This is a genomic window from Streptomyces lusitanus (genome assembly GCF_042647945.1).
Classification (GTDB): Bacteria; Actinomycetota; Actinomycetes; order Streptomycetales; family Streptomycetaceae; genus Streptomyces; species Streptomyces pseudogriseolus.
On the sequence record NZ_JBHRWL010000003.1, the window covers coordinates 266,530 to 284,388 of the forward strand.

Annotated in this window: 19 protein-coding genes; 9 read left to right on the top strand and 10 right to left on the bottom strand. The window is 73.9% G+C overall.

Annotated elements, in window-relative coordinates:
- The first annotated feature begins 48 nt into the window (after nucleotides 1-48).
- A complete protein-coding gene (locus ACFOSY_RS05700) occupies nucleotides 49-909 on the top strand; it encodes a hypothetical protein (RefSeq protein ID WP_394305605.1) in 861 nt (286 codons plus the stop codon).
- Between the two features lie 13 nt (nucleotides 910-922).
- A complete protein-coding gene (locus tag ACFOSY_RS05705; protein ID WP_394305606.1) occupies nucleotides 923-1,837 on the top strand; it encodes a class I SAM-dependent methyltransferase in 915 nt (304 codons plus the stop codon).
- Here ACFOSY_RS05705 and ACFOSY_RS05710 read toward each other — a convergent pair.
- From ACFOSY_RS05710 to ACFOSY_RS05740, 7 genes are all read right to left on the bottom strand, one after another.
- Nucleotides 1,834-2,874, bottom strand: a complete 1,041-nt coding sequence (locus ACFOSY_RS05710; RefSeq protein ID WP_394305607.1) for a P1 family peptidase — start codon at nucleotides 2,872-2,874, stop codon at nucleotides 1,834-1,836. The genes ACFOSY_RS05705 and ACFOSY_RS05710 overlap by 4 nt on opposite strands.
- A gap of 11 nt (nucleotides 2,875-2,885) precedes the next feature.
- The gene (locus ACFOSY_RS05715; protein WP_394305608.1) at nucleotides 2,886-3,866 is read right to left on the bottom strand and encodes a hypothetical protein; all 981 of its coding nucleotides are present in this window, start codon (nucleotides 3,864-3,866) and stop codon (nucleotides 2,886-2,888) included.
- Between the two features lie 28 nt (nucleotides 3,867-3,894).
- The gene (locus ACFOSY_RS05720; protein ID WP_394305609.1) at nucleotides 3,895-4,047 is read right to left on the bottom strand and encodes a hypothetical protein; all 153 of its coding nucleotides are present in this window, start codon (nucleotides 4,045-4,047) and stop codon (nucleotides 3,895-3,897) included.
- Nucleotides 4,048-4,239: 192 nt separating this feature from the next.
- Nucleotides 4,240-5,145: a DMT family transporter gene (locus ACFOSY_RS05725; RefSeq protein ID WP_394305610.1), complete on the bottom strand. Its 906-nt coding sequence runs from the start codon at nucleotides 5,143-5,145 to the stop codon at nucleotides 4,240-4,242.
- Between the two features lie 139 nt (nucleotides 5,146-5,284).
- On the bottom strand, nucleotides 5,285-5,806 hold the full coding sequence (locus ACFOSY_RS05730; RefSeq protein WP_394305611.1) for an NUDIX hydrolase: 522 nt from the start codon (nucleotides 5,804-5,806) through the stop codon (nucleotides 5,285-5,287).
- 84 nt (nucleotides 5,807-5,890) lie between these two features.
- Nucleotides 5,891-6,127: a hypothetical protein gene (locus ACFOSY_RS05735; protein WP_394305612.1), complete on the bottom strand. Its 237-nt coding sequence runs from the start codon at nucleotides 6,125-6,127 to the stop codon at nucleotides 5,891-5,893.
- A gap of 64 nt (nucleotides 6,128-6,191) precedes the next feature.
- Nucleotides 6,192-7,406 (bottom strand): FAD-dependent oxidoreductase, encoded by a 1,215-nt coding sequence (locus tag ACFOSY_RS05740; RefSeq protein WP_394305613.1) that lies wholly within the window; start codon nucleotides 7,404-7,406, stop codon nucleotides 6,192-6,194.
- A gap of 289 nt (nucleotides 7,407-7,695) precedes the next feature.
- On the opposite strand from ACFOSY_RS05740, the gene ACFOSY_RS05745 reads away from it, so the two are divergent.
- On the top strand, nucleotides 7,696-7,911 hold the full coding sequence (locus tag ACFOSY_RS05745; protein ID WP_394305614.1) for a hypothetical protein: 216 nt from the start codon (nucleotides 7,696-7,698) through the stop codon (nucleotides 7,909-7,911).
- Nucleotides 7,912-7,999: 88 nt separating this feature from the next.
- Here ACFOSY_RS05745 and ACFOSY_RS05750 read toward each other — a convergent pair whose 3' ends face one another.
- Nucleotides 8,000-8,995 (bottom strand): aldo/keto reductase, encoded by a 996-nt coding sequence (locus tag ACFOSY_RS05750; protein WP_394305615.1) that lies wholly within the window; start codon nucleotides 8,993-8,995, stop codon nucleotides 8,000-8,002.
- Nucleotides 8,996-9,144: 149 nt separating this feature from the next.
- On the opposite strand from ACFOSY_RS05750, the gene ACFOSY_RS05755 reads away from it, so the two are divergent.
- Nucleotides 9,145-10,005, top strand: coding sequence for a helix-turn-helix transcriptional regulator (locus ACFOSY_RS05755; protein ID WP_394305616.1), 861 nt, complete (start codon nucleotides 9,145-9,147; stop codon nucleotides 10,003-10,005).
- A gap of 99 nt (nucleotides 10,006-10,104) precedes the next feature.
- Nucleotides 10,105-11,439: a hypothetical protein gene (locus tag ACFOSY_RS05760; RefSeq protein WP_394305617.1), complete on the top strand. Its 1,335-nt coding sequence runs from the start codon at nucleotides 10,105-10,107 to the stop codon at nucleotides 11,437-11,439.
- Between the two features lie 129 nt (nucleotides 11,440-11,568).
- Here ACFOSY_RS05760 and ACFOSY_RS05765 read toward each other — a convergent pair whose 3' ends face one another.
- Nucleotides 11,569-12,174, bottom strand: a complete 606-nt coding sequence (locus ACFOSY_RS05765) for a DUF998 domain-containing protein (RefSeq protein ID WP_394305618.1) — start codon at nucleotides 12,172-12,174, stop codon at nucleotides 11,569-11,571.
- 238 nt (nucleotides 12,175-12,412) lie between these two features.
- On the opposite strand from ACFOSY_RS05765, the gene ACFOSY_RS05770 reads away from it, so the two are divergent.
- From ACFOSY_RS05770 to ACFOSY_RS05780, 3 genes are all read left to right on the top strand, one after another.
- The gene (locus ACFOSY_RS05770) at nucleotides 12,413-13,243 is read left to right on the top strand and encodes an alpha/beta fold hydrolase (RefSeq protein WP_394305619.1); all 831 of its coding nucleotides are present in this window, start codon (nucleotides 12,413-12,415) and stop codon (nucleotides 13,241-13,243) included.
- Between the two features lie 207 nt (nucleotides 13,244-13,450).
- A complete protein-coding gene (locus ACFOSY_RS05775; RefSeq protein ID WP_394305620.1) occupies nucleotides 13,451-14,425 on the top strand; it encodes a GlxA family transcriptional regulator in 975 nt (324 codons plus the stop codon).
- Nucleotides 14,426-14,596: 171 nt separating this feature from the next.
- Entirely contained in the window at nucleotides 14,597-15,235 is a 639-nt protein-coding gene (locus ACFOSY_RS05780; protein ID WP_394305621.1) for an HD domain-containing protein, read from the top strand.
- Here ACFOSY_RS05780 and ACFOSY_RS05785 read toward each other — a convergent pair.
- The gene (locus tag ACFOSY_RS05785; protein WP_394305622.1) at nucleotides 15,207-15,980 is read right to left on the bottom strand and encodes a FadR/GntR family transcriptional regulator; all 774 of its coding nucleotides are present in this window, start codon (nucleotides 15,978-15,980) and stop codon (nucleotides 15,207-15,209) included. The two genes, ACFOSY_RS05780 and ACFOSY_RS05785, sit on opposite strands and share 29 nt — an antisense overlap.
- Nucleotides 15,981-16,086: 106 nt before the next feature.
- Here ACFOSY_RS05785 and ACFOSY_RS05790 point away from each other — a divergent pair, with 106 nt between their 5' ends.
- A complete protein-coding gene (locus ACFOSY_RS05790) occupies nucleotides 16,087-17,823 on the top strand; it encodes an IlvD/Edd family dehydratase (protein WP_394305623.1) in 1,737 nt (578 codons plus the stop codon).
- The last annotated feature ends 36 nt before the right edge of the window (nucleotides 17,824-17,859 follow it).

The window sequence follows — 17,859 nt, forward strand, 5'->3', positions numbered from 1 at the left end:
CGGTGCAGGTCGGCACCGGGCGGACCGTCCGTCCCACAGGAGGCACACGTGACCACCCCTCGCCCGCTCGTCCGGCCGGCCCGCGTCCTGGCCGCCGCCCTGGCCGCCGGCACGCTGTTCGCCACGGCGGCCTGTTCCGGCTCGGACAGCAGCGCCTCGCCCGAGGCGGACGCCTCGTCCACGGTCGCCGAGCGGGGCGTCGCCGCGCAGACCACCTCGCCCTCGGCGTCGTCGCCGTCCGCCTCGGCCTCGCCGTCGGACCTCAGTGAGGAGGGCGCACGGAACGCGCTGATCACCCCGGCGGACATCGAGGACGACTGGACGCAGGTGCGGAACCCGAGCGAGTGGCGGGACTCGCTGCTCGTCGGCAGCGTCGACGTGGCCGCGTTCGTCGACGGCCAGAGCGACACGCAGGACTGCCAGCGCCTGACCGACGCGCTGTTCGACGAGACGCTGCTGGGCAAACCCACGGGCGCGTCCGCCGTCACCGGCTTCCAGCAGGGCGACTCGCGGCTGCTGTACCAGGTCGCCGCGTACGACAAGGCCGACCTGGACGACTCCATGCAGTGGCTCAGCGAGCTGCCCGACACCTGTGACCAGTTCACGCTGACCGGCGGCGACGCCGGGGAGCGTACGGTCCAGGTCATCGAGACGTCGCTGCCGCAGGTCGGTGACAACCGGCAGGGCCTGACCGTGACGGTGAAGGGCGAGAGCAACGGCGACCCCGTCACCCTGAGCCTGGACGTCGCCGTCGTGCAGATCGGCGCGGACGCGATCACGGTCACCAACGGCGGGCTGGAGGGCGCCGACCACGACACCACGTCGGCCGCGGTGGAGCAGGGGACGCAGCGGCTCCAGGAAGTGCTCGCGGGGCGCACGCCGTCGCCGACGCCGAGCGGGATCAACTGACCGGGGTGTGCGGGTGAGGGATCGGGCGGGTTCCCCGGACGACGGCGACGGCGACGGGGCGGGTGCGGGCGGCACGCCGTCCTCGGGCCCCGGCGGGGGCGGCACGCCGTCCTCGGGCCCCGGCGAAGGCGCCGGGGACGTACCCGCCGGGCGGTACGGGCGTGAGCTCTTCCCGCCCGAGGACCCGCACGAGTCGGAGCGCATCGACGCCGCCGCGCTGGTCCACGACCCGGTCACCACCCGCCGGCTGCGGGAACTGGGCGCGGGTCCGGGCATGCGGTGCCTGGAGGTCGGGGCGGGGACCGGGACCGTCGCGCGGTGGCTCCTGGAGGAGGCCGGGGTCGAGGAGGTCGTCGCCCTCGACCGGGACACCCGCGCCCTGGCGGCCTGGGAGCTGCCCGGGCTGCGGGTGCTGACCGCGGACGTCACCGACGAGGACCTGGACCCGGGCAGGTTCGACCTGGTGCACGCCCGGTTCGTGCTCATGCACCTGCCGGGCCGCCGCAGGCTCGTCCACCGGCTGGCGGGCCTGCTTCGCCCGGGCGGCGTGCTGGTGCTCGGCGACGCGGTGGAACTGCCCGACACCCTCGACCGCTCCTCCGCCTACCGGCGCACCATGGACGCCATGTGGGCGGCGCTGTGGGCGACGATCGGCACCGACCTCACCGAGGTGCCGGCGTACCCGCGTTACCTCCGCGCGGAGGGTCTGCGCGACATCGGCGCGGAGGTGGTCTGCCCGCCCCTGCTCCCGGGCGCCCCCGCGGCCTTCTTCTGGTCGGACACCTGGCAGCGCATGCGCCCGGAACTGGAGGCGACGGGCCTGGTGGACGCGCGGGTGGTGGACGAGGCCCTGGCGTACCTGGAGTCACCTCAGCTGGCGGAGGTGGGCCCGGGGATGGCGATGGTGTGGGGGCGGCGGGCGGACTAGCTGTCCAGGCGCATGTCTGCGAGGAGTCGGTCCGCGGAAAGTGCGGGGACCGTGCGGCCCGCGTGGCCGGTGGTCGTCGTTGCGGTGAGGAGGGAGTTGAGGACGGCCTCCTCCACGGTGTCGAGGACCGCCTCGAAGAGGAGGCTCAGCGCGGCGTCGGCGAGTGGGGGCGCGGTGTGGGGCCGGGTGGTGGTGAAGGCCACGGCGTAGTCGCCGCTGCCGTGGCTGTAGGCCGCGCCCGTCCGGGCGAGGGCGAACACGGCGCGGCGGGCGACGCGGGTGAGCTGCCGGGCGTCGAGCGGGGCGTCCGTGGCCACGACGATCATGCAGGACCCGGTCTCGGCGGGCGGTCCGGCGTCCTCCGGCCTGGTCGCCCGGGAGGCAAGGGTGCGTCCCAGGACGCGCAGGGTGCCGCCGAAGTTGGCCTGGACGAGCGCGCCCACGGTGCAGCGGCCGCCTGCCACCTCCGGGGTGCGGGAGGACGTCCCGATGCCGGCCTTGTACCCGAGGGCGACGGTGCCGGTCCCCGCGCCGACACACCCCTCGGCCACGGGCCCCGCCGACGCCCCGTCGAGCGCGGCCCGTACATGCTCCTCGCGTACGGGCCGGCTCCGGATGTCGGAGAGGAAACCGTCGTTGCACTCCCCCACCACGGGATTGAGACTCAACACCCCTTCGTTTCCCGCCTGTTCGAGCACCCACCCGACCAGGGCGTCGGCGACCCGGAACGCCGACAGCGTGGAGGTGAGCAGCACGGGCGTCTCCAGCTCGCCGAGTTCGGCGAGCTGGGTGGCGCCGACGAGCTTCCCGTACCCGTTCCCGACGAACAGGCCCGCTGGCAACGGCGCCCCCGGCCGCACACCGTCGGGCACGATGGCCGTCACCCCGCTGTGCACGTCGGGCCGGCTCCGCACGGTGGTGTGTCCGACGCGGACTCCCGACACGTCGGTGAGGGCGTTGAGGGGTCCGGTGGGGGTGGGCCCGATGACGATGCCGAGGTCACGGGCGCGGGGGCGGGGAGTCGCAGGCCGGTTCACGGGGCGGGACCTTACACACCGTCCCGGCGCGGGCAGTCCGGAGCTGAGCAGGACTCACCTGCGGGTAGGCCGCACCGGCAGCCCGTCGCCTCGTGGGAGATCCGACGCCACCGGCTCACCCCACCGGGCAGGGGCCAGGCCCAGGTCGGCAGTCGGGCCGTGTTCAGGTCGTCGAAGAGCCGTACCAACTGCGGCCCGGCGAGAGCGGCTCCGTCCGGGACGGCGGGGCCGTGGGCGGCCCGGAGCCTGGCGAAACGTGCCAGTTCACCCTCGTAGAAGGTCACTGCCTCGTCGGTGCGTGCGGCGAGGTCGTCGCGGGGCACGGTGCGGTGCAACTCCAGCAGGGGAGGCTCGACGGATTCGGCGATCGCCGCGGCGAGCCGTGCGTGACCGTCCAGGATCAGATGGCAGTCCAGGCCGCTGACCCACCACAGCAGGACGGGTGGCAGTGTGCCCTCGCGGGCTTGCTTGCGGTATGCCTTGACCCTGCTGTCGTCGGCATGAGGCATGGGCCGGAGCGGAAGTACCTCCCATGAGCCGGAGTGGACGAACCAGTCGATGTATCCGCCGGGATGGCCCTCGACGAGCATCGACTCCCAGTACTCGGCGTGGGAGACGTCGGTGTGCCGCCATCGCGGGAGTGGGCAGTCGCGTGTCAGCAGCCACCGGCCCTCGTGCAAAGGGCTGTCCGGTGCGTCGACGAGATACCGCACGAAGCGGTGAGCCCACCGTTCCACGTCGCCCGCCAGGGCGCGCCCCACGTCCGCGCGCAGCGGCGGGACGCAGGAGCGGTACGCGTCGGTGCGCCAGAAGTCCACGCCCTGGAGCGGTTCGTCGACCACCGCGAGCAGGACGGGCCGCGACGCCTGCGAGATCAGCAGGCGCGACGCGCCGGCGGTGAACACGGCCAGTCCCGCCCGGCGGCGGTCCCGCACCTCCACGGACAGGCCCACCCACGTGCCGTCGGTCCGCGTCACATCATTGCGTCGCACAGGGGGAGCTTAGAGCGGCGTGAAGCGCTCAACCCAGTTTCGCCCACTGCGCCTTCACCACGGCCGGCTGCGGTTTCGCCTCGCTCGCCCGGCCGTTGGCGACCGCCATGCCGTCGGCCGCGAAGTAGACGGCGACGACGTCGCCCGCACGGACGACCTGGGTGCGGACGAGGTGGGACACACCCTGGTACGAGTCGTGGCGGTGAAGCCGACGGTCTCCTCGCCGGCCGGGGCGACGTCCTCCGCGGCGACCGAGTCGTACACGGTGCTGCCGTTGCAGGACAGCGGCACCACTTCACCGGCCTCTTTGCCGCCGTGATGACAGCGAACGGCGACCATCTCACCGGTCCCGGGGCGAGACCGTCAACAACCCTCATGGCGCGGGCGACTCCGCGTCCGCCGCCGTCCCCTTCTCCCCGTCCTCACTCGCCAGCGCCCGCGCCAACGGCAGGCGCGACAGCGCCAGTACGCCCGCCGCGATCAGCGCGGCGCCCAGCAGTTGCGGGACCAGCCACCAGCCCGTGCGGACGTACTCCGCGTAGACCGTGACCCCCAGGGCCAGGCTCACGCACGCGTCCCCCAGCGTCAGGGCGGGCTGGGAGGCGACCAGCGGGCCGGACTGCATCGCGTTCTCGAGGAAGAACAGCGCGCACACCCCGAACAGGGCGAATCCGTACGTCTGCCAGGTGGTGAAGAAGGCCGTGACGCCCCTGTCGTCGAGGGTGTGCATCGACGTCTTCATCAGCGCGGCCGTCATCGCGTACGAGATCGCCGTGGCGAGTCCGAAGCAGGCGGCGCGTCCGCGGCCCTCGGGGCGGCGGAGTGCCGCGACGACGAGGGCGGCGATGGCGGCGACGCATCCGGCGAGCGCCGGGATCCAGTGGGTCATCGGCACCTGGGTGCGGTTCCCGGCGGGCGAGGCGGCGAAGAGCACGACGGCGAGCCCGGCGACCACCGTGCCGACGGCCGCCCAGCCGGCGCAGGACAGCCGCCCCTGGAGGAGTGCGGTGGCGATGACGAGGGCGAGCGGCAGTTCGAGGACGAACAGGGGCTGCACGATGGTGATCGGTCCGGTCGCGAGCGCCACGGCCTGGCAGACGCCCGCGGTGATCACGGCCACGATGCCGACCAGCCAGACGGGGCGGCGCAGCAGGTCGACGATCAGTCCGACGCGCAGCCCCTCGCTCTTGGGCACCGTCAGGGCGGCCTTGCGCTGGAGCACGGTCGCGAGCGCGTTGCTGAGCGCGGCGCCCAGCGCGAACAGGACCGGCAGCAACATGTCCACCCTCCACGACGTCGGCCCGCCCCCGGTCCCTGTCATCCCGCATTCCCTGTCATGGTGACCGCCCGGCGGACGGCGCGCGAACGCGGAAGCGGGGGCGGAGGCGCGGACGGGGGCGGGGGCGGCGCGCACCGATTCAGCCGACGGGCCCGGCGGCGGCCGACCCGTCGCGGCGCAGGGCGGCCCAGCGGTGGTACGCCTCCCGCGCGTCGGGGACGAACGCCTCGTCCTCGACCAGCTCCGCGAGCTGGGGCTCCGTCAGCCAGTCGTACCAGGCGACCTCGTCCGGGTCGGGGGCGACGGGCCCGGTCACCACCGCCTCGTGCAGCCCGAGCCAGTACGGGCTGATCACGCCCGCGCACAGGAACTTGAGGACGAAGCGGGGGCGGGCCCGGACGCCGAGTTCCTCCGTCAGCTCCCGCGCGGCGGCCTCCTCGTAGGTCTCGCCGGGCTCCGACGCTCCCCCGAGCATGAAGTTGACGCCGTTCGGGAAGCGGTCCGCGTCGGGCGGCCTGCGGTGCACGAGAATCCTCCCCCGCGTGTCCCGGCAGACCACCGTCGCGATGCGGTGCAGCCACCGCCTGCGGATCGCCTCGCCCCTGTCGGCGAGGCCGATCACCCGATCGCCGCCGTCCACCCGTTCGACCAGTTCCGTCATGATCACATCATGCCCGTGGCGCAGCCCGGTCAGATGCGTCGGCACAGCCCTGTCACGTGCGTCAGCGCGGACGAGTCAGCCGAATCAGTCGTGCAGGCCGTGGGCCGAGGTCCAGGTGTCCGGGCCGCCGCCGCGCCACTCGACGAGCGGGGACTGCCGCAGCCAGTCGTCGTCGGCGTCCTCCATTCCGGCAAGCCGCAGGAACTCCACCACGTCCAGGAGGGTGTACGCCATGCCCAGGAAGTGCGGGCCGGCGCGGACCCGGCGGCCGCCGTCGCCGGCGGGCGGGTAGATCACGATGGGCTGCTGGTCGCTCGCCATGGGTCCAGCGTGCACGGAGTGCCAGAGGCACGCATGCGGGCGCGGGCCCGCCGCGGCGGCCCGGTCAGCCGGTCGCCAGGCTCGGCTCAGGGGCAGGCTGACCTGGGAAGGAACGGTCGCCGAAGAGGATGCGGGCCGCCGCGGCACGGCCGGGCGGGGTGCGCAGGAGGGTGAACGCCGCCGTGGTCGCGGCGGGCGTCCGGATGTGCGCGAGTCCGGTGCGCAGCGCCAGCCGGCCGCGGAAGCGGGAGCGCAGGGAGGCGCCGCTGTAGTGGGTCAGCGCGTCCGGGGTGCCGGTGCGCAGGGCGTCGTCGAGTACCTGGGCCGCCAGGTCGGACAGGCGCAGGCACGGGTCGAGGCCGCCGGCGGTGAGCGGGGACACCGCGCCGGCCGCGTCCCCGACGAGCAGTCCCTCCGCGCAGCCGATGCGGCGCAGCACCCCGCCGACGGGTATGGGTCCGCCGCGCCGCTCCACCGTGTCGGGGCGCCGTACGCCCTCGAGTCCGGGTGCGTGGGCGCTGAAGCGTTCCATGGCCCGGCGCAGGCCGTCGGGGAAGCGGTCGGCGTACCCGGCGACGCCCACGTGGGCGTGCTCCCCGTCGTTGACGGCCCACGCCAGGTATCCGGGGGCGACGCGGGGGTCGAGGACGCAGTGGAAGGTTGGCGGTTCGCCGTTCGGGGCGACCGGGAAGACCTCCTCGGCTCCGACCAGCAGGTGCCGGTTGCGGTCGAGGCCGAGGTCACGGGCGACGCTCGACCGGGCGCCGTCGGCGCCGACGACGTACCGGGCACGGACCCGGTACGCCCCCTCACGGCCGGTCAGGTGGTACGTCCCGGCGTGCCGGCCGGCGTAGCGGGTGCCCAGCGCCAGCCGTACGCCCGCCTCGACGGCGACCCTGGCCGACGTCTCGTACAGCCCGGCCATGTCGCCCACGCGGAACTCGTCCCGGTCGCTGACCAGGGCGACGGGGCGGCTCAGACTGGGCGGATAGAGCAGCATCCGCCGGATCGGCGGGCCGAGGTGGCGTTCGGGCAGCGGGAAGTCGTCGAGCGTCTTGCGCACGAAGATCCCGGTGGTGCGGATCGCGCCTGCCAGGGTGGTGCGCCGGTCCACGAGGAGGACGTCGTGTCCCTGCCGGGCGAGCCGCGTGGCGACGTGGAGTCCGGCCAGACCGGCGCCTACGACCAGCACGTCGGTGCGGGTAGAGTCCGTGGACGCCGGACGGGCGGCGGGCGCGGAGGCGGGTGCGGGCACAGGGGCAGGGGCGGCTGAGGACATCGGGCACTCCAGGACACGGGCACGGAGAGGGCGGGTACGGGCACGGCGACGGGCACGGCGCATCGGACGTGGACGCGGGGCATGGCAACCCCGATGAGGCGCCGCGCAGCATCTCCGCGCCGATCGAATGACGATGGGAAGCTATCGAAATTCGATAGGTGAGGCAAGTGCGGGTCCCTTCCGCGCGGGGCCATCAGGGTGGCCACGGGCCGTGTCGGGCACCCGTAGCCCGAGGGCGCTGGCCATCCTGGGCCGTGCGGCGCCTTCCGGAGCGAACAAGGAGTACGGCATGTCCATGGAATCGGTCGAGCGTTTCCTCACGGCCCTGGACCCGGAGCACCGGGAGGCCGTCAGCGCGAAACCCCACGAGGAGCAGCAGCGGCTCGCCGACGCCTGGGAGCGGGAGCTGGCGGACGACACGGAACTGGACACCCTGGACGAGCTCTCCCCGCCGGCCGCGGAGGCCGAGGCGGCCCGCCGCGTCCTCGGCCTCGAGGCGGGTTGACGGCCACCCCGGTCACGGCCGCTCGTTGGCGCTCGGCCGCCCGCCCCCCTCGACCGCCCCCGCCCCGGCCGGTCAGCTGCTCACCTGCTCAATTGCCCACCCCCAGCCCCGACATGAACGCGGCCGGGTAACGGTCCCCGCGTGCCGAACCCGGCGGCACCGCCTTCTCGATCTCCGCCAGGTCGTCCTCCGTGAGCGTCACGTCGAGCGCCGGCAGCGCCTCCGCCAGCCGCTCACGGGTACGGGCGCCGACGAGCGGCACGATGTTCTCGCCCCGCGCCGCCACCCACGCGATGGCCAGCTGGGCGACGGTGCACCCCTTCGTCTCGGCCACCCGGCGCAGCGCCTCGACGAGGGCGAGATTGTGCTCCACGTTCCTCGCGGCGAACCGGGGGCTGACCGCCCGGTGGTCGCCCGGCCGTCCGGCGCGGTCCGGCGACCAGTGCCCGGAGATCAGCCCCCGGCCGAGGACGCCGTACGCCGTCAGGCCGATGCCCAGCTCGCTCAGGGTGGGCAGGATCTGGGCCTCGACGGCGCGGGAGATCAGCGAGTACTCGATCTGGAGGTCGGAGACGGGATGCACCGCGTGCGCCCGCCGCACGGTCGCCGCGTCGACCTCGGAGAGGCCGAGGTGCCGTACGTGGCCTGCCTCGATCAGTTCCTTGATCGCGCCGACGGTCTCCTCGATCGGCACGTCGGGGTCGCGCCGGGCGGGCCGGTAGATGTCGACGTGGTCGGTGCCGAGGCGGGTCAGCGAGTGGCCGAGGAAGTTCTTCACCGCGGCCGGGCGGCCGTCGACCTTGCCGGGCGTCGCGCCCGGGCCGGCCAGCATGCCGAACTTCACGCTCAGCACGTAGCTGTCCCGGTCCCGGCCGCGCAGCGCCTCGGCGAGCAGCAGCTCGTTGTGGCCCATGCCGTAGAAGTCGCCCGTGTCGATCAGGGTCACTCCGGCGTCCAGTGCGGCGTGCACGGTCGCGATGCTCTCCGTGCGGTCGGCCTCGCCGTACGCCCCCGACATGGCCATCGCGCCCAGCCCGAGCGCGGAAACCTTCGGCCCGGTGCTGCCCAGTGTGCGTGTCCGCATGATGTGCTCCCTTGTCGCCTTGCTCGTCGGCGCAGAATCGCCTGAACCGCCTCCACTGTGTTGCGGCGGCCGGGCGGGCGGGAGCGGAGCGTTCATCATGGGAGCGCCGCTCCCTGGATGGGCGTCCGGCCACGCGGGACCATGGACGGGTGGAACGAGAACAGCTCGCCGACTTCCTGCGCCGCCGCCGCGAGGCGATCCGCCCGGCGGAGGTGGGCATCGCCGACGGACCCCGGCGCCGCACCCGCGGACTGCGCCGGGAGGAGGTGGCGATGCTCGCCGGGATGTCGGTGGACTACGTGGTGCGTCTGGAGCAGGGCCGCAGCAGTCAGCCGTCGGCGCAGTTGCTGGTCGCCCTGGCCCGTGCGCTGCGGCTGTCCGACGACGAGCGGGACCATCTGTTCCATCTGGCCGGTCACCGGCCCCCGCCCGCGGACGGCACGGCCCGGCTGGCCCGCGCGGGGCTGGTGCGCATGCTGGACCTGCTCGGCGGCACCCCGGCCGCGGTGATGTCCGACCTCGGCGAGATGCTGGCGCAGAACCGTGCGTCCCTGCTGCTGATGTCGGACCACACCGGCTTCCGCGGCGACCGCCGCTACATGATCCACCGCTGGTTCACCGAGCCGGAGGCCCGTGCCTTCTGTCCGCCCGAGGACCGGGAGCTCAACGGCCGCCGGCTGGTCGCCGACCTGCGCGCGGCCGCCGGACGCCGGGCGGGTGACCCGACGGTGGCGGGGCTGGTCGAGCGGCTGGAGGCGGCCAGCGCCGAATTCCGTGCGCTCTGGACGGAGCACGAGGTCGCGGTGCGGCGCGCTGACCGCAAGACGCTGCTGCACCCCCGGGTCGGCCGGCTGCTCCTCGACTGCGAGACCCTGGTCACCCCCGACCAGGGGCAGCAACTGCTGGTGCTCACCCCGGCGGACGCCGAGACCCGCGAGCGGATGGAGCTGCTGCGGGTGCTCGGCAGCGAGGAGTTCTCCACGGGGACGGCGCAGCGCGACGGGCGGTGATGTCGCGGGCGCGTGAAGCAGCCCGCGGGCCCCTGCGCGAAGTGGCCTGCGGGCAAATCCGGTTGAGCTCCGTCACGGCCGCCTTGGAGGATGCCGTGCATGTTCTCCCGCTTCTCCCGCGCCGGCAGCTCCGGCCGGCGTCCCACGTCCCCTGACCTGGTCCCCGCCTGGACGTGCCTCGACTCCGGTGACCTGCCCGGCGCGCTCCGTCTGCTGCGGCAGGCCGGCACGGCGCCCCTCGCGGAGGTCGCCCTCGTGGTCGGCCGTGCCGCCGGGACGGCCGGGTTCGACGACCTCCGCACCGCCGCCGCCACGCTCGCGGCCCACCCGGACCGGCCGCGCGCCCTGTACGACTACGGGTACGCGTGCGTCGAGCGCGGCGTGTCGTACCTGGCGATCCCCGCCCTGCGCGAGGCGCTGCGGCTGACGGGAGGGTCGGCCGGGGTGCTGCGGGAGCTGGTGTCGGCGTACGAGGACGAGGGCCGGCACCGGGACGCCGCCGACGCGCTGCTCGCCCACGAGTCCGGGCTCCTCGACTGGCCCGACCGCTACCTGCTCGTCCACAACGCTCTCCTGTCCGGTGACCTGGAGCTGGCCCGGCGGCAGCACGCGCTGCTGCCCGCCCCGGACGACGACCTGTGGCGCGGCGCGCACGACCGGCAGACGCGCATGCTGCGACGCGCCGCGAGCGCGCGGGAGGCGGGTCCCCTGGACGGCACGGATCTGCGCGGCTGGCAGTTCGTGCTGGGCGGCACCGTGCTCGGCACGCTGTCGCCGTACGGCTTCGACGCGGGGATGAGCGGCCGGTGGGCGTGGCTCCAGGACACCTACGACCAGTGCCTGGCCGGCCTGGTGCGGCTGCGGGCGGTGCTCGACGCGGCCGGGGTGCGGGCCCGCTCGGTGTCGCTGCTGCCGGACCGGGACAGCCGGATCCTGGGACTGGCCGCGGCGGAGGTGCTGGGCCTGCCCGCGGAGCCCTTCGAGGCCGGACGGCAGGACACCGTCGTCGTGGCGTACGACCTCGGCGGGACGGCCGGGCACCCGCAGGGGGAGCTTGTCCTGGAGCAGTTGCGGGAGCGGGTGCCGGGGCAGGTGCTGCACGAGCACGCGAGCTGCTGGACGGATCCGCCGCCGGTCGCGGCGGACAGTGTGACGCTCCTGCACCAGTCGGTCGTCGCCCCGTGGGCGGGCGGGCTGCGGCAGGGCGCCGACGGCGGGGTGGAGCAGGGTGAGCCCGACGCGCGTCCCGAGGAGGAGATCGCCGCCGCCGTGGTGGGCGCCGGCCCGGAGCCGGCCGAGGGGGACGGGCGGACGCCTGCCGATCCGGTGGAGGGGCCGGCCTCGTTCGTCACGGTCGTCCGTGACGCCTGGCTGCGAGGCGACCGGGACGCGGTGCGGTCGTCGGGGCCGGTGGGCAGCTCGCGGTTCCTCTGATCGGGTCGCACCGAAGCTCCGGTCACGCGGATGATCGGGTCGCACGGAAGCTCCGGTCACGCGGATGATCAGGTCACTGTCGATCCGGTCACCCGGTGATCCGGTGATCCGATCGCACGGACGATCCGCTCACGCGGACTGTTCCGCGCGCCGCCCCGCGCGGTGCCGGAGGCAGGACAGGACGACGACGAAGGGCCACAGTGACTGGACGGCCGTCACCACGCGTTCGGCGACGCCCGCCATGCCGTGGCGGTGCATCTCGACCAGGAACCACACCGCCCCCGCGACCATCACGGCGGTCGCCGCGAAGGACGGCAGGGGCCGCAGCGCCCACGGCGTGCCGCGGCCGGCGGTCGCGGCGAGGACCGGCCACAGGGCGAGCAGCGTGAACCCGACGGCAGCCACCGATCCGTGCCCCAGCGAGCCTCCGCTGCTCGGCGCGGGGACCATCGCCACGGTCAGTGCGGCCACTCCCCCGCCGGCCAGCGCCACCCGGCCGGCCGCCGCGGCCGCGCGCAGTCCCCACGCGGTGAGCAGATGGCACACGCCCAGCGCGAGGAACGCCCCGGTCATCACCCAGGAGCCCGAGGCGCCGTACGCCGCCAGGACGCTGATCGTCTGCGTCACCGGGTCGTAGGCCGACCCCTCGAGCGCCGCCGAGATCGCCCAGCCCGCGATCAACAGCACCGGCGCGCACCCCGACGAGAACAGAACCCATCTGGGAACAAGCAGCATTGGACCACCATAAGCGGATCAAATGCCAGGTACCGGCCCAAAGCGAGCGCGCCCGGAATCTCCTGAGATGAGGGGTTCGTCTCATCGGCGTAAGGTGATTGCCGTGCATCCGGCCCTGGCCCCCGGGCCCGCGGATGCAGTCCCTCCGGCCGGCCGGGGTCCGCCCGCACGCCTTGCCGTGCAGCGGTGGTCATGGACCGGCCCGGCCGCCTCAGCCCCATCTTGCGGAGGATCAACCATGGGCACGGTGACGACTTCTGACGGGACGGCCATCTTCTACAAGGACTGGGGCCCGCGTGACGCGCAGCCCCTCGTCTTCCACCACGGCTGGCCGCTCAGCTCCGACGACTGGGACGCCCAGTTGATGTTCTTCCTTCAGCACGGCTACCGGGTGATCGCCCACGACCGGCGCGGCCACGGACGCTCCGACCAGACCTCCGACGGGCACGACATGGACACGTACGCGGCCGACGTCGCGGCGCTGGCCGAGGCCCTGGACCTGCGCGACGCCGTCCACATCGGGCACTCCACCGGCGGCGGCGAGGCGACGCGGTACGTGGCGCGCGCCGAGCCGGGCCGGGTGGCGAGGGCCGTGCTCGTGGGCGCGGTGCCGCCCGTCATGGTCAAGTCGGAGAGCAATCCGGGCGGCACGCCGATCGAGGTCTTCGACGGCTTCCGCAGCGCACTCGCCGCCAACCGCGCCCAGTTCTACATCGAGGTCGCGTCCGGCCCGTTCTACGGCTTCAACCGGCCGGGCGCCGAGGTCTCCCAGGGTCTGATCGACAACTGGTGGCGCCAGGGGATGACGGGCGCGGCGAACGCCCACTACGAGTGCATCAAGGCCTTCTCGGAGACCGACTTCACCGAGGACCTGAAGCGGATCGAGGTGCCGGTGCTGGTCATGCACGGCACCGACGACCAGGTCGTGCCGTACGACGACTCGGCGCCGCTGACGGTGAAGCTGCTGAAGAACGGCACGCTGAAGAGCTACGAGGGCTACCCGCACGGCATGCTGACGGTCCATCCCGACGTGCTGAACCCGGACATCCTGGAGTGGCTGAAGTCGTAGCGGGCGGTGGGCAGGCGGCCCCGTTCCGGCCCCTCGCGGGCGTCGGAGCGGGGCCGCCGTGCCGTCGGGCCCCCCGGCCGCGGCGGTGATGTCCGCCACGGTGTCCCGCCCGTGGCCGCGGGCGCCACTCGCGGGCGGGAGGAGAATGCCCGTGACCAGGCTTCCCGGACGCGGGGAGCGGTGAGCGGGCGTGCGGGGTGAGGGCGGATGGAGCGGCGGGAGCACCGCGTCGGCGTGCTGGTCTTCGACGGGATGAAGATGCTGGACCTGTCCGGACCCGCCGAGGTGTTCAGCGAGGCGAACCGGTTCGGGGCCGCCTACCGGGTGAGCATCGTCTCGGTCGGCGGGAAGCCCGCGCGGTCGTCGATCGGCGTGCCGGTGCCGGCCGACGCGGACGCGCTGGACGCCCCCGCCTTCGACACGTTCCTGGTGGTGGGCGGCGACGGGCTGCCCGCCTCTCCCGTCGACCCCGAGCTCAGCTCCGCCGCCGCGCGGCTGGCCGCACGCGCCGGGCGGATCGCGTCGATCTGCACGGGCGCCTTCGTGTTCGGCGCGGCCGGTCTGCTCGACGGCAGACGGGCCACGACGCACTGGCAGCACACCGCGCTGCTGGCCCGTCGCCACCCGGCCGCGCGGGTGCAGCCCGACGCGATCTTCGTCAAGGACGGCGGCACGTACACCTCGGCCGGGGTCACCGCGGGCATCGATCTGGCGCTGGCCCTGGTGGAGGACGACCACGGGCCCGATCTGACGCGCGGGGTCGCCCGCTCGCTGGTGGTGTACATGCAGCGCGCGGGCGGCCAGTCGCAGTTCTCGGCCTCGCTGCAGGGGCCGGTCCCGCAGACACCCGTGCTGCGGCTGGTGCAGGACGCGGTGCAGGCGGACCCGACGGGCGACCACACGGTGGAGTCCCTCGCGGCGCGCGTCCGCGTGAGTCCGCGCCATCTCACCCGGCTGTTCCGCTCGGAGCTGGACACCACGCCGATGAAGTACGTGGAGCTGATCCGCTTCGACATGGCGAAGGCCCTGCTGGACGCGGGGCACAACGCGACGGAGGCGGCGGCGCGTTCGGGTTTCCCCAGCTACGAGAGTCTGCGGCGGGCCTTCGCACGGCATCTGGGGGTGTCTCCCACGCGGTACCGGCAGCGGTTCTCCACGACGAGGGCGGACGCGCCGCCCTGATCCCTCGGTCCTCGGTGTCCGGCGCGGGCGCGGGGCTTCGGCGTCCCGGTGCGGGCGCGGGGCCCGGTGTCCGTTTCCGAGGGGTTGTCGGCCGTCCGTGAGCGGCAGCGGGCGGGTCCGTCGTCGCAGGCTGGAGGCGTTCCGGTCACCCACGACCTCTTGGAGACAGTCATGAGCGAGAAGATCGCCGGTGTCGCGATCCCGGACAGCACCCTGGCGCGGGAGGCCACCGAGCTGATCCGCGACACCACCCCGCCGCTGATCTACCACCACTCCCGTCGGGTGTTCCTGTTCGGCAGCCTCCAGGCCGCCGCGCGCGGGCTCGCTCCCGACCCCGAACTGCTTTACGTGGCCGCCCTGTTCCACGACACCGGCCTGGTGGAGCCGTACCGGTCCGACGACCAGCGGTTCGAGATGGACGGCGCCGACCAGGCCCGTGCCTTCCTGCTGAGCCACGGGCTGTCCGAGGCCGACGCGCACACGGTGTGGACCGCCGTCGCCCTGCACACCACCCCGGAGGTGCCGTACAAGATGGCCGCCGAGATCGCGGCGACGACGGCGGGCGTGGAGACGGACGTACTGGGCCTGCACCTGGACGGCCTCACCCGCGCGCAGATCGACGAGGTCACCGCCGCACACCCGCGGCCGGACTTCAAGCGGCAGATCCTCCAGGCGTTCGCCGACGGCTTCGGGCACCGGCCGGCCACAACGTTCGGCACGGTCAACGCGGACGTCCTGGAGCACTTCGTGCCGGGTTTCCGCCGGGTCGACTTCGTCGACGTCATCCGGAACTCGGCGTGGCCCGAGTAGCCGGGGGACTCCCGCCCGGCTTCGCCGGTGACCGGGCGATCTCCTGCCGGGCCGCGTCGATGATTCCCCGCACGGCCGCCGCCGCCGCGTCCGGGTCCCGGGCCTCGACGGCCCGGACGACGGCGCGGTGGCCCGGCAGCGAGGCCTCCACCGCGCCCGGGGTCTGCGTGCTGACGTCGAAGCTGTGCCGCAGCGCGATCTCCACGGCGCGTCCCAGGGAGCCGAGCAGCCGGTTGCCGCCGGCGTCCAGCAGGGCCCGGTGGAAGGCGATGTCGGCCGCGACGTAGCCGCCGCGCGCGGGTGACGCCGCCGCGGCCTCCATCGCGGCCAGGGCGTCGTTCAGGGCGCGCACGTCGTCGGGGCCGGCGCGTTCGGCGGCGAGGCGGGCCGCCTCGGGCTCGACGATGCGCCGCAGTTCGCCCGTGTCCCGCAGCAGCGCCGCCGCGTCCCCGGACTGCTTCCAGCGCAGCACGTCCGGGTCCAGGTGGTTCCAGTCCTCCGGGGGCAGTACGCGCGTGCCGGTGCGCGGCCGTACCCGCAGCATGCCCTTGGCCACCAGCGACTTGACCGCCTCCCGCAGCACGCCGCGGCTGACGCCGAGCCCGGAGGCGAGGGCGTCCTCGACCGGCAGCGGATTCCCCGGCTGCCAGACGCCGGCGACGATGCGCCGCCCGAGGTCGTCGGCCACGCGCTGCTGCATGGTCGGGAAGTTGGTGTCGATCTCCGTCCACCCCCTGGACGCCATTCATCGAATCATTTAATGATTGTGGCTCCAGGGTAGCGGGGTCCGCGCGATCACGCCCCATCCGCGCAGCGGACGACGCCGGAGCGAGCCACGGGAGTGTGTGCGCATGACCGACCGCCGGAACACGAACCGCCGCAGTCAGGCCTGGTTCGGCGCACAGGGCCGCAGCGGGATGCTGTACCGCTCGTGGATGCGCAACCAGGGCTTCGGGCACGAGGTGTTCGACGGGCGTCCCGTCATCGGCATCGCGACCAGCGCGTCCGAGCTCGCGCCGTGCAACGCGCATTTGACGCGCGTCGCGGAGGCCGTGAAGCGCGGGGTGTGGCAGGCGGGCGGTCTGCCGCTCCAGTTCCCGACCATGGCGACCGGCGAGACGCTGATGCGCCCGACGGCCATGCTGTACCGCAACCTCATGGCGATGGAGGTCGAGGAGCTGATCCGCGCCAACCCGCTGGACGGGGTGGTGCTGTTGTCCGGCTGCGACAAGACGACCCCCGCCATGCTGATGGGCGCCGCGAGCGTCGACCTGCCCGCGGTGATGGTGACCGGCGGGCCGATGCTCAACGGCAAGTACCGGGGCCAGGACGTGGGTTCGGGCACCCATGTGTGGAAGTTCGAGGAGGACCTGAAGACCGGCCGGATGACGGAGGAGGAGTGCTTCTTCGCCGAGGGGTGCATGGCGCGCTCAGGCGGTCACTGCATGACGATGGGGACGGCGGCGACGATGGCGTGCGTGGCCGAGGCGCTCGGCATGCAGCTGCCGGGCTCGGCGGCCTGGCCGGCGGTCGACTCCCGGCGCATGGAGACCGCGCAGGCGGCCGGGCGGCGCGTCGTCGACATGGTGGAGGAGGACCTTCGGCCCTCGCGGATCCTCACGCGGGAGGCGTTCGAGAACGCCGTCCGGGTCAACGCGGCCATCGGCGGCTCCACCAACGCCGTCATCCATCTCACCGCGCTCGCCGGACGCGTGGGCGTCGAGCTGGACCTGGACGACTTCGACCGGCTGGTCCGTGAGGTGCCGACGCTGGTGAACCTGATGCCCAGCGGCACGTATCTGATGGAGGACTTCTGCTACGCGGGCGGACTGCCCGCCGTGATGGCCGAACTGCTCGGCGGCGGGCTGCTGCACGGCGGGCCGGTCACCGTCACCGGACGCACCGTCGCCCAGAACACCGAGGGCGCCGAGCGCTTCGGCACCGACGTCATCACCCCGCTCGACACCCCCTTCCAGCCCGCCGGCACCGGCATCGCCGTGCTGCGCGGCAACCTGTGCCCGGACGGCGCGGTCCTCAAGCAGTCGGCCGCGTCACCGCACCTGCTCACCCACCGCGGGCCCGCCCGTGTCTTCGACTCCCCCGAGGCGTACCACGCCGTCGCCGACGACCCGGACCTGGACGTCGACGAGAACACCGTGATCGTCATCCGCAACGCCGGCCCCAAGGGGTATCCGGGCATGCCCGAGGTCTCCAACGTGCCGTTGCCGGCGAAGCTGCTGAAGGCCGGGGTCACGGACATGGTGCGCGTCTGCGACGGCCGGATGAGCGGCACCGGCTACGGGACGGTCGTCCTGCACGTGGCGCCCGAGGCCGCCGTCGGCGGACCCCTCGCCCTGGTACGGGACGGGGACCCCGTCGTCCTCGACGTCCCCGCCCGCACCCTGCGGCTGGACGTGGACGACGCCGAACTCGCGCGGCGCAGGCAGGAGTGGACCCCGCCCGCGGAGCGGTATGCCGGCGGCTACACCTGGCTCTACACCCAGCACGTCGAACAGGCGGACCGCGGCGCCGACTTCGGGTTCCTGCGCGGCGGGCGCGGTCACGAGGTCCCCCGGGACTCGCACTGAGCACCCGTCCCTTCCCGCCCTGAGGAGAGCAACGAC